At 39.7% G+C, this 12,248-nt stretch carries 7 protein-coding genes; 3 read left to right on the top strand and 4 right to left on the bottom strand.

The window, feature by feature from the left end; translation table 11 throughout:
* Positions 1-189: 189 nt before the first annotated feature.
* On the bottom strand, positions 190-1,101 hold the full coding sequence (gene cruF, locus CDC33_RS11445) for a gamma-carotene 1'-hydroxylase CruF (RefSeq protein ID WP_109008589.1): 912 nt from the start codon (positions 1,099-1,101) through the stop codon (positions 190-192).
* A 423-nt stretch (positions 1,102-1,524) separates the two neighbouring features.
* Between cruF and CDC33_RS11440 the strand changes: the two genes are divergently transcribed.
* From CDC33_RS11440 to CDC33_RS11430, 3 genes are all read left to right on the top strand, one after another.
* Entirely contained in the window at positions 1,525-2,610 is a 1,086-nt protein-coding gene (locus tag CDC33_RS11440) for an ABC transporter substrate-binding protein (protein WP_109008588.1), read from the top strand.
* Positions 2,611-2,771: 161 nt separating this feature from the next.
* Positions 2,772-3,665 carry an ABC transporter permease gene (locus CDC33_RS11435; protein WP_109012540.1) on the top strand — a complete coding sequence of 298 codons (894 nt, stop codon included), beginning with the start codon at positions 2,772-2,774 and terminating at the stop codon, positions 3,663-3,665.
* 54 nt (positions 3,666-3,719) lie between these two features.
* Positions 3,720-4,415: a Uma2 family endonuclease gene (locus tag CDC33_RS11430; RefSeq protein ID WP_109008587.1), complete on the top strand. Its 696-nt coding sequence runs from the start codon at positions 3,720-3,722 to the stop codon at positions 4,413-4,415.
* Between the two features lie 204 nt (positions 4,416-4,619).
* On the opposite strand, the gene CDC33_RS11425 is transcribed toward CDC33_RS11430, so the two are convergent.
* From CDC33_RS11425 to CDC33_RS11415, 3 genes are all read right to left on the bottom strand, one after another.
* A complete protein-coding gene (locus CDC33_RS11425) occupies positions 4,620-8,261 on the bottom strand; it encodes a hybrid sensor histidine kinase/response regulator (protein ID WP_109008586.1) in 3,642 nt (1,213 codons plus the stop codon).
* 98 nt (positions 8,262-8,359) lie between these two features.
* A complete protein-coding gene (locus CDC33_RS11420) occupies positions 8,360-8,710 on the bottom strand; it encodes a four helix bundle protein (protein WP_109008585.1) in 351 nt (116 codons plus the stop codon).
* 141 nt (positions 8,711-8,851) lie between these two features.
* Positions 8,852-12,160, bottom strand: a complete 3,309-nt coding sequence (locus tag CDC33_RS11415) for a GAF domain-containing protein (protein WP_109008584.1) — start codon at positions 12,158-12,160, stop codon at positions 8,852-8,854.
* Positions 12,161-12,248: the final 88 nt, after the last annotated feature.

Here is a 12,248-nt window from a genome sequence, read left to right as displayed (position 1 = left end):
TCAATTAAAATCTCGCGGCTATACAAAACAAATGGGCATAGGGAATGGGGCATTGGGCATGGGAAAGAGGACTTGGGGACTCTTGAGAATTGGGGACAAGGGGAAACACTTGTTGCAAGTTCTGATTTAAGTCCCCTTGTCCCCTTGTCTCCTCTGCCCCCCTGCTCCCCCACTCCCCAATCTATAAACTTATTTCAAGGCAACTTTAACGCTTCTTGCCACCGAGACTTCGTTGCTTGCTGGTTCAACAGCAACTGGAATAGGAGTGGTTGAACTGCTTAACCACAGAGCCACGGCGGGAACTACACCAAGAAATAAACCGAGCAACACTGGGATGTAGAATCCAGCGGCCAAGCTTAGTCCGGCGGCGAAGGCAAAGTTAGTTAAATAAACGACTAAGGGTAGATTAAGTTGCGATCGCTCTAATTTAATCGAAGCGTTTCTCCACAACAATCCTGCCACACTCATAAACAGGGCACTAGTACCAAACCAACCTGCATAGTTCTGGTAAGGTGTGCCAAAGAAAGCTCCTGGGTGTTCCCAATACCAAAAAGGTAGAGAAGTTTGACTCATCGCTGGCTCAAGGGCAAAATCCCAGCAAGTGAAGAGTAAAGCACCAACGGCTATAGCCGCAATATGGCGTCCCCAACTAGGTTTTTGTGCCACTTTCAAACCGATTCTCGCAATTAAATAAGACGACAGCCCAACATAAAACCAAGATAAAGGAATTGTGAAAGGAACTAGCCCCGCAATCTTATAACCCAAGCCACTTAAGTAGCTATAATCACCAAATGGAAAACCCGTGCTGGTTCCCAGTAGTTCACTACCCAAGGAAATAAACATAGCCGGCAGCATAAATGCTAGCCAAGTTCCTAATCCTAGCGTTCGGTAGGCATAAATAGAGACAGCTATTGTCCCCAAGATGATATCAACTACACCGCCACCTGCCATACTTAACTGTACGGCAGTTTCTCCAACCTGCGATAAGTTGAAAAGTATTTCGGCATTAGGTACGACCAGTAGCATCCCTACCAGTCCAAAGGCTTTTGACACGATATGACCAATCAGGCATACGCGTTCAGCAATAACAAGTTGTCTCATGATAATTCCTTAACAAGATGTGACACGCGGCTACTCGGCTGCTAACAGTTTACAAATGTTTAACAACATATTTAACTACTTTGTGCCGCAATTCTCTACAAACTTGTTTGGCTTTCTTGGGAAGAGCATAACAGCCTATTGATTGAAGCTATAAAAAATATGATGATAGATTTACTAGTCTAAGCTATATAGTCAAAATCTACATAATTTCATCTGCAAAAACTTTGGGTTTCTTGTGCCACTGATACCCGTATGATGAAGAACTGCTTACATGCAAGGATCTGGTTAAGGCAGGACAACCACCATAGATTAAGCAAGCTCTACAGTAAGTGTGAAGATTGACACATTTATCCCCAAAAATCACGGCAGGGGCTACTAGGTATACCGTAATCTAGAGGTTGTTGATAAACAGCTTCTAACTTAATGACTAACAGACGCCAATTTTTAAAAGGGGTGGCAGGGTTTTCTGGCTTATCTTTAGCTGGTTGTGGCTGGAGGCTAGCTGAAGTCCGTGCTAATTCTAATACTTCGGGTCAACGCGACCAACTTTATATCTTTACCTGGACGCAATATACTGACAACCAATTATTGAAAACCTTTAGCACCCAAACCGGTATGAAAGTGCTAGCGGATGTTTATGATTCCAATGATGTCATGCTGGCGAAATTGCAAGCTGGAGGCGGTGGTACTTACAGCATCATCTATCCATCCGATTACATGGTGCAAAAGATGGTAAACAAAGGTTTATTAACAGAAATAGATCACGATCGCTTAATCGGTTTAGAGAATTTATTCCCCCGGTTTCAAAATCCTAGCTATGACCCAAATAACCGATATAGCATTCCTTTTAACTGGGGGACAACAGGTTTACTTTACAATTCCGAAAAAATCAAAGATGCACCACAAGACTGGGATTACCTTTGGCAAAACCAAAAGCAACTTAATCAGCAGATGACCTTGCTCAATGATGTTAGAGAAGTGATGGGTGCGACGTTACGGATGCTAGGTTACTCTTACAACTCTAAAAATGAACAAGAAATCAAACAAGCTTATGAAAAGTTGAAAGTGCTAAAACCTGCGATCGCACGTTTTGACACCGACGCTTGGCAAAATCAAATTCTAGCAGGAGATTTACTATTGGCAATGTGCTATTCAGCAGATGCTGTGAGAATCTCTCAAGAAAACCCTAAACTCAAATATGTAATTCCTCGCAGTGGTTCTTCATTGTGGACAGACACTATTGTAATTCCTAAAACAGCCCCTAATTTAGCTGGAGCTTATGCTTGGATTAATATGATTTTGCAACCAGAATTAGCAGCCCAAATCAGTCAGCGTCTGAATATTTCTACGCCTAATAATGCTGGATTTGAGCAATTGCCAAAAACAACCCAAAAGAATCCTAATTTATTTCCCTCAGAATCACTTTTAGCAAATTGTGAACGTGTTACTCCTGTAGGAGAATTTGAAGAAGTTTACGATCGCTATTGGACTCAATTAACTAGCGGGTAAAATAGTTAGGAGTTAGGAGTTAGGAGTTAGGAGTTAGGAGTTAGGAGTTAGGAGTTAGGAGTTAGGAGTTAGGAGTTAGGAGTTAGGAGTTAGGAGTTAGGAGTTAGGAGTTAGGAGTTAGGAGTTAGGAGTTAGGAGTTAGGAGTTAGGAGTTAGGAGTGGTGAATTTTCAAAAAAGTGATATTTCTAAAATACAAGAATTGCATCGTCCACGAGCGAATTGGCTGCAACCTTTGGTATTACTTGCACCATCTGGGATTTGGTTATTACTTTTGTTGGTGCTGCCAACTTTGATCATTTTCCAGTTAAGTTTAGTTGCAGACATCCGGCCAGGAGATTTGGTTAATCCCAACGGATTCAAAAATTACATCCGCATATTTGACCCTCTTTATGTGCAAGTAATTGTGCGATCGCTATTTTTTGCGTTTGGCACTACAATAATTTGTTTAATTTTGGGCTTCCCCGTCGCCTATTGGATTGCTCAGATAGCACCGCAGCGTTGGCGGAATTTGCTACTATTAGGCTTTGTCTTACCTTTGTGGACTTCCTCGTTACTCCGTTCTTATGCTTGGATTACAATTCTTCGCCCTACTGGTTTACTGAACAGTTTACTCAGTAATTTAGGCTTACCTACTTTGGAATTACTTAACCAGAGTCAAGCTGTATTTATTGGTATGAGTTACAGCTTGTTACCCTATATGGTTTTGATTTTATATGCTTCTCTCGAAAAGCTAGACAAGCGATTACTAGAAGCGGCGGCTGATTTAGGTGCAAATCCGGGAGAAACTTTTTGCCAAGTAACCGTACCGCAAATTTTGCCTGGAATTGCGGCTGCTTCCATGCTTGTATTTATCACAGGTTTGGGGGATTTTGTCGATCCAGAATTACTTGGTGGTGCTTCTAGTATGACGGCGGCGCGGTTAGTTTATAACCAGTTTTTGGGAGCAACGCAAAATTGGGGATTTGGTTCAGCTTTAAGTATGACGTTAATTTTGCTTGTTAGTATTGCGATCGCACTTTTAATTAAGTTTGGTGAGGCTGCGCCCAAACGCTAAACTTTTCGTCACTCATATATAATAAGGGCATCAAACGCCAGCGAGACAACGGTTATGCTCTCACCTGATCTCAAAAATGCGTTACCAACTACTGATGAACTTCCCTGTTCAGACGATACGCCAGTGGATAACGAAGACCAAAACTTTTTGCCCAACATTTTACTCTTCTTACTCAACTCCATTTGGGCAAATCGTATGGATTGGTACTTCGGAGTAGATATGGGAGTATATCACACCACAGGGATAAATCCCAGAGTACCTGTAGTACCAGATGCTTTTTTAAGTGTAGGAGTAGAACGGAAAAAGGGAGGTAAATCACGCAAAAGTTACGCAGTTTGGGAAGAAAATGGGGTAGTTCCAATATTCACATTAGAAATGGTATCCCACACTCCCGGAGGTGAATACGACGAGAAGCTAGATATATACAGAAAACTTGGTGTATTGTACTACGTAATTTATAACCCTGAGTTTTGGCGACGCGACCAACATCAACCCTTTGAATTGTATAAATTGATAGATGGAAACTACCAACTACAAATAGGTGAACCCTATTTGATGCCAGAGGTGGGGTTAGGTATTGGGCGACACCAAGCTGTAATTGCCGGGATACAACAGGAGTTTTTATGTTGGTATGATGAGCGAGGAAATCGCTATTTGACAGATGCAGAACAGGTAGAACAGCAGCGACAAAGGGCCGAACAATTAGCGCAGTACTTACGTTCTCTAGGTGTAGATCCAAATAATCTATAGCAATCCGATTTGATTTCTGAATCAGTCCTAAAGGTAAGGGATTGGGAACTGGGGACTGGGGACTGGGAAGAAGGAATAAAGGTGTACTGAGTTTTGTTCAAAAATCAAATATGAGTCCTATACCTAGTAATTAAGGCGATCGCATTTCTCAAAATATCTAACCGCAATGGGAGAGTCATTACTTATTAACCAAATGACCAATGACTAATGACTAATGACTAAATGGTTTAAATTATCTGTATTACTGTTAGTTAACTCCTTAATTGTAGAAAGGAACTCATGTTCTAAATAAGGCTTAGTTATGTAAGCCTTTGCACCCAATTCTTGAGCAAGCTGGCGATGTTTTTCAGCGCTGCGAGAAGTGAGAATCACTACAGGTATTTTTGCTAAATTGGGGTATTGACGGAAATTGCCCAACAACTCAAAACCATTCATTCGTGGCATCTCTAAATCGGAGATAACAACTTGTATTTCTGGATGTAACTGTAACTTTTCTAGAGCTTCTACACCATTTTGAGCTTGTATTACTTGATAACCAGATTTTTGCAGTGTGAGAGAGATAGTTTGGCGCAAACTAATTGCGTCATCTACTACTAAAACAACTTTTGGTAATTTATTCTCTGTTTCTTGAGAGTAACTGGGTTGGGTTTCTATCGGTAATTTATTCTCTGGTTCTTGAGAATAACTAGATTGGGTTTCTATGGTTGTTGTGAAAGTAGATGCAGCAAGTAATGGTGTAGATGAAAAAGTATCTCCTGATATCGCTAAGGCTTTCTTATTTGATAAAGAAGGTACTGGTAGCGCCATAATATCAAGTGTTGTTTGTTGAAGTTCGCTAGATATCAGTAATGAAGCATCAATCACTAAGATGAGATTACCATTAGCTAAACTACTACAACCATAAATGTATTTTGGCGGTGCGATCGCATTTCCTAGAGGTCTGATTACCAGTTCTTGTTCACCAATTATTTGGTCAACTTCTAAAGCAAATCTTCCTTGATTTCGTCGCAGCAAAAGCACCGGATTTTTCGCTATGCTTGGGTCGTGATTACTTGATGTGTTGTATAAAGTATCATTGTTCAAGCATGAATCATTATAACTAATCAACTTTGACAGTTGACGGAGGCAGACTATAGTTTCATCATCGTCTGTATTCCAATGTAATACTTTTTTACCTTCAATTTCTTTAATCTGCTGCTCAGAGGGAATCAATATTTTTTCGATGCTGTCCAAAATAAGGGCATAAACAACACCTTTGGCTTGAACTAGCATTAATTTTTCGGTAGTCATAGAAAAAGGAATTTTGAGTATAAATATTGTTCCTTGCTTGGGTAAGGATTGAACCGAAATTGAACCATTCAGTGCGTTCATCTGAGTCCGCACGATATCTAACCCCATACCACGCCCAGAAATTTCACTTACTTTAGCAGCAGTAGAAAATCCAGGTGAAAATATCATATCTAACAATTCAGATTCAGCCAGATTAGAAGCATAGCTGATAATTTTTTCTTCACTTTGTATGGGATAAAATTCAGCAGCTTTTCTGCGAATTCTGTCTAAATTCAATCCCTGTCCATCATCCCTAACCTCGATAACAGTTTGGCTACCTTGATGATAGGCGCGGATTTCGATTAACCCTTGTTCTGGTTTACCAAGCTCTCGGCGAAGTTGCGGAGCTTCAATACCGTGGTCAAAAGCATTACGTACTAAATGTAACAAGGGATCGTACAGCTTTTCTGCGATCGCTTTATCAACTAGTACTTCAGTACCACTAAGTTTCAATTCTACAAGTTTGGCATGAACATTCCCCAACTTATCTACCATGTGGGGGAAGCGATTCAAGATATTACCCAAAGGCGACATTCGTGCTTCTACTAAGCTATCTATAATATTAAGAGTTAAATTTTCTTGTTTGTCACCAATTTGGGCAGCTTGCGTCACAAGCAAGTCAAGAGACTCTGTAGTTTCTTGTAGTTGCAGTATCTCTTCTATTGCCTCGTGCAATGTCATCTGAAAATCTGTATATACATCCATTTCTAAAGAGTCAAAATCCACTGCAAAATTTTGCGTTTGTTGTGAGGCAATATTTTGTATTTGTAATGGTAAATCACGTAATTCATTTAAAGTTGTTTGGTGTCTAGTTAGTTGCTGGATTAATTGGCCAATTATTTCTTTGACTTGTTCATTTTGTAAACTATGCCGTTTTTGGTAAATCAACGATTCTCCAGCTAGATAATTAAGATGTTGCAGTCTCTCTGTATCTACTCGAATAAAAGAAGGTTGGCGAAGGTTTTTAGTTTGAACATACTCTGATTTATCTTCTATTTCTTTGTTGATTTGTGTAGCTAAATCAGGCATGACTTCAATAGCTGTTTCAGGAACATTTACAATTTCCTGCTCATTGACAGTTAAGGAATCAAGCTTTACTGAAGAATCATCATTTGTGGTTGTCACTACTTGCTCTGTAAAGTTTTCGCTAGCTTCTTCTCCCCATATTGCTTCTAGTAAGTTCTCAGTTGTTTGAGAAGAACTATTAGGTATTTCTTTAAGAACTAAGAGCGTTTGTAACTTGGGATTATCAAGCCAGTTTTTCTCTTTATTAGTAACAGGAGGATAGTTTTTATATTCTTGTGCTAATTTATGAATTTGGGTTTGTAATATTTTAATAACTGAGATGTAACTATCAGATTTTTCTACAGAGTACTGAAACTTTATGACGGCAAATAAAATGATTAAAATTATCCCATGTCGATAAAGAGAAAGGCTTTGACTATCTTCTGCGTCTTGAACAAAATTAAGAAAGTTTTTTAGCCAATTATCGATATAACCAAGTAAATTTTCTTTTTCTAATCTGGGAACCATTAAATCAAAATTAAGCTCTGCCTCTGGTACTTTGATTTCGTGATTAAACCAGCCAAAAATGTAACGAATAACTTTTAAATAAAACTTGGCAGTTGTTGGCTTTACTGATTGATTTTTATTATTATCAGATGTAGTGATAAATTGGTAAAATTGTTCTTCTGAATTGTTTTGTAATTCTTCAGATAACTCATTATTTGTCATTGTCGTGAGTTTTTGCAAAGCTGGAGAAGTTTTTCCGCCAGAAGTGCGATCGCCTTCTAATACCAATTTTTGTGCTTGTTGCAAATCTACAAGGGCAATTTCTGCAATTTGCTGCACCTGAGTGGGGTTTGCTTGCAGCGCTGACAGAATTGTTTGAGAAATTTCTCCCAATCCAGGTAAATTTAGAGATTCTGCTAAACCGAGAAACACCTCAGCTTGAGAATGTAAAAACTCGATAAATTCGTCATTACTTGGTGGATTGTTAACAGCTTCAGCAATACTGTTTAAACGTTGCTCTACTCCCACTTCAAAAACGGACTGGACAATATCAAATCCCAATTCTTCAGAAGTGGGAATATGAGTTTCAGCGCCAAATGCATCACCCAGCTTGTCTTGCAACTGTGCAAACACTGAAGTTGCTCGATGGAGCAATTCTTCATTATTAACAGTACTGCCGATTAATTCGGTATTTAGTGCTATGCTAAGGCACTCATAAGCTTGTAACAAAAGTGTTTGTAATTCAGCATCAACTATCACTTTTGGATTATATAGAGCCTTAAATACATCTTCTAAAAAATGGGCTATCATCTTAATTACTTCTAGCCCAACATTAGCAGCGCCACCTTTAAGTGTATGAGTAGCCCGCATTAAGTTATGAACTTTAGCAGTGCTGTAATCTTCTGATAAGCTAAATAGTTCTTGTTCAATAATTTGGACTAATTCTGGGGCTTCAGCCAGAAAGTAGATGTATCCTTGTTCGCGGATTTCGTTATCTGTGATCATAAGTGGGGAGTTAGGAGTTAGGAGTTAGGAGTTAGGAGTTAGGAGTTGGGAGTTGGGAGTTGAGAGTTGGGAGTTGGGAGTTGGGAGTTGGGAGTTGATCAACCAATTGATTTTTCAGTTGTCTTGACTATTGAACTCAAAATCCGAATGATTTCGTCTGCATAGATTAGTTCATTGGTTAAATCAATATTTACTAGTTTGGACTGTTGTAGTAGACGTAGCCAGTATTTGGTTTCCCTAGCCTCTTTGTATGCAATATACATTTTTGCCAAGAAATCCTTTCTACTCTGACCACCGCTAGCCTCTTCAACATTCGCGCCAATACTTGTCCCACTTCGTAGTAATTGCTTAGAAAGCACATATTCCCGTTGCTCTTGCAGTTTAATATATAGGTGAATAATTTCCAAAGCAAATTGAAAACTCTTCTGTTGAATAATACTCTCTGCCAATTACTCTTCTCCTATCTTCAACTCAAAAGTTACAATTAATTAAGGTCAAAGCATTTTTAAATTTGTCAACAAAATAGTGATTTATCTAATTAATGCTTTAACCCAATAACTCCTAACTCCTAACTCCTAACTCTCCACTCCCTATTTCACTTTAAACTTACTAGCAGTTGTTAATAGCTCTTGCGCCATCCCCGATAAATCTTGGAACACATTAGCAATTTCTTGAGATTCAGCAAAAGTCTGATTAGCAATTTCTGCTACATCTTGCATTGATTTTGTGACTGTTACAGATTGCGTCATTTGTTTTTGAGTCGCGGCGGTAATTCGCTCGATTAGCTGACTAATTTCGGCAGTTGCATAAACGATCGCATTCAAGTTTTGGCGAGTATCATTGACCAGATTTGTACCTTCTACAACCTGCTGAATACCAGTTTCCATTGCTACTGCTACTTCTCCGGTTTCTGCTTGAATCTCCTGGACTAATTTTTCTATTTCGATAGTTGCTGCTGCTGACTGGCGAGATAAAGAACGGACTTCATCAGCTACAACTGCAAAGCCTTTGCCATATTCACCTGCACGAGTGGCTTCAATGGCTGCATTCAAAGCCAGCACGTTTGTCTGTGTAGCAAAATTACCAATCAAATTAACCACTTTGGAGATTTTTTGCGAAGATTCACTGAGGCGTTTAATCTTCTTGCTAGTTTGAGCGACGGTTTCACGAATTCCTTGGATTGCTTTTACAGTTAAGTTCATCGCAGTATCGCCAGACTCTACAGTTTCATTGGCTTGTTGTACCGCTACTTGTACTAACTCAGCATTCGTAACCACAGCTTGAGTAGAGTCCACCATCTGTTGAATCTCACCTAAAGCTGCGGTAATTTCCTCAGATTGTTGTTGTGCTAAATTAGTGAGTCCCGTTAGTGAAGCCTCGCTGTTACTGGAAGTTTGAGCAACTTGTTGAGCAGCTCCCTGTACCTGAAGAACGATTTGCCGTAATGCTTGCAGGGTATTATTGTAAGCATCGGCGATCGTACCTAGTTCGTCTTCTGTAATGGGTGCGCGTACTGTTAAGTCGCCGTTGAGGGCGGGTCTAAGGGCTGTTAGCAGTTGAATAGATCGTTGTTGTAGTAACTCCTTGGCTGCCTTTTCTCGGGCTGCGGCTTCTGCTAATTTGGCTGACTGTCCTTGTACTTGTTGCAAATATTCAGTCTGTTGTAATGCTAGCCCTAACTGGTTGCCAATGCGTGCTAATAAAGTGACTTCCGATTCATCCCAATCGCGAGTTCCAGAATTTTGATAAGCTGCCAGCAATCCCCACAATTGTTCCCCGGCAAATACAGGAACAATTACATAAGCTTTAACTTCAAATTGCTCTAAAATCTCAATGTGGCAAGGAGAATGACCTACCTGATAGATGTCATTAACAACAAAGTTTTCCCCTTGGGCATATCGACCCCCTTGAGTTTCTTGTAAGTGGGTATCTTCCCAGACAGTTTTGATATCGGGGCCTACCAGTTTTACCCAAGTATGAGCTACTGATTCTGCTACAAATTCACCGCTCCAATTAGGGTTGAAACGATAGACTGCAACGCGATCGCATCGCAGTAATTGCCGTACTTCTTGAGTGGTTGTTTTGAAGATTTCTTCTACATCTGAAGATTGCCGGATGCGGTTACTGATCTTGGTGACAGCTTTCTCTTGTTCCGCTATCTGAGCTAGTTTTTCAGATTTCAACCGAACTAATTCCAAATAATCTATCTGTGATTTAGCTAGGCTAAATTGCAAACTAGTTTGAACCAAAAAGTTAACTTCCCAAGTTTCCCACTCACGGGGGCGAGAATTTTGATAAGCTGCCAGCAAACCCCACAATTTATCCCCGAAAAATATAGGAACAATTATGTAAGCTTTGGCTTCAAACTGCTCTAAAATCTCAATATGGCAAGGAGCAAGCCCTACTTGATAGATGTCATTAACAATAAAGTTTTCGCCTCTGACATACCTACCTCCCTTAGTTTCTTGCAAGTAAGTATCGTCCAAAACGGTTTTAATATCAGGGCCTACCAGTTTTGTCCAACCAGTACCCACAGACTCAGCCACAAATTCGCCACCCCAGTCAGGGTTAAAACGATAGACTGCGACGCGATCGCATCGTAGTGATTGGCGCACTTCTTGAGTGGTTGTTTTGAAGACGCTATCTACATCTAAAGATTGTCGAATGCGACCTACTATTTTAGTAAAAGCTTTTTCTTGTTCAACTATTTGGGCTAGTTGCTCAGATTTCTTATGCATCTGTTCTAGATATTCGCCTTGTGAGATAGCCACACCAAATTGCAGTCCAATTTGGGTTACAAAGCTTTCTTCCCAAGGTTGCCAATCACGAGGCCCAGAATTTTGATAAGCTGCCAGCAAGCCCCATAATTTCTCTCCAGCAAATATAGGCGCAATGATGTAAGCCTTCATTTCATACTGCTCTAAAATATCAATGTGGCATTGAGCATGGCCCATTTTATAGATGTCTTTGACCACAAAGCTTTCACCCTTGGCATAACGTCCTCCTTGGGTGTCTTGCAAGTGGGTATCTTCCCAGACCATATAAAAATCAGGGCTGACCATTTTTACCCAGCCATTACCTACTGACTCAGCGATAAACTCGCCACTCCAGTCAGGGTTGAAACGATAAACGGCGACGCGATCGCATTTTAGTAATTGCCGGACTTCTTGAGTGGTTGTTTGAAAAATCTTCTCGACATTTGATGCCCGCAAAATTTTATCGATAACTTTAGCTACAGATTTTTTTGCTAGTATGCGCTGCTGTTCTTCTCTTTTGAATTCAAAACTCTGTAATTTGTATATGAGTTCTGTTGTAATTTGGGATAGTAGGCTAATTTCTACTTCTTGCCACTGCCGTGTTGATAAGCAATTATTTACTACCAGTAAGCCCCATACTTTACCTTCTACTACAATCGGTAAACTCAAACTAGCTTTAATTTGAAATTTATCTAGAAGTTGCTTCTGATAAGGGGTAAGTTGAATCTGAGTGATATCGTCAATAGCTACAGGTTCTATATAGTCTTGATTGGTATATAAACCAAAAATAATTCCGGGAATATTTTCGCCTAAAGTTGGTGTCCAACCTAGTGTTCTTGATTCTGCTAAAACATTACCTGAATCAAAGGAAGTAAACTGATAAATTAAGGCGCGATCGCAACCAATTTTTTCTCTTATCTGCGCTACACTAATTTTGAGTAGAGTATCAAAGTCTGGCGCTTGGCGCATGTGAGTTACAATATCTTGCAACTGTCGCCGCCAAGTTTTAAATTCTTGAGCGATCGTGTTTAATAAGGATATTTCATTGCTAGCAATATTTGTTATATTAGCGCTCCCATTTATATTTTCTACTTCCGAGATTAAATCCTGCTTTTCATTGCTATTGTTATACAAAAATGTCATTAGATTGACCTCAAATTTTGTTAGAGTAATAATTGTTACTTAAGAATTAACTAGTACTGTAAGGAGGAAGTCAAAAGTCTAAAAGATT

Source organism: Nostoc commune NIES-4072, assembly GCF_003113895.1.
GTDB classification, from domain to species: domain Bacteria; phylum Cyanobacteriota; class Cyanobacteriia; order Cyanobacteriales; family Nostocaceae; genus Nostoc; species Nostoc commune.
The sequence above is the reverse complement of the archived record's forward strand: the minus strand, read 5'-3'. Positions and strand labels throughout refer to the sequence as shown.

Bases quoted from the DNA above. Each gene is read 5' to 3' on its own strand.
- cruF (WP_109008589.1), bottom strand. From the start codon at position 1,101: ATGAGACAACTTGTTATTGCTGAACGCGTATGCCTGATTGGTCATATC.
- CDC33_RS11440 (WP_109008588.1), top strand. From the start codon at position 1,525: ATGACTAACAGACGCCAATTTTTAAAAGGGGTGGCAGGGTTTTCTGGC.
- CDC33_RS11430 (WP_109008587.1), top strand. From the start codon at position 3,720: ATGCTCTCACCTGATCTCAAAAATGCGTTACCAACTACTGATGAACTT.
- CDC33_RS11425 (WP_109008586.1), bottom strand. From the start codon at position 8,261: ATGATCACAGATAACGAAATCCGCGAACAAGGATACATCTACTTTCTG.
- CDC33_RS11415 (WP_109008584.1), bottom strand. From the start codon at position 12,160: ATGACATTTTTGTATAACAATAGCAATGAAAAGCAGGATTTAATCTCG.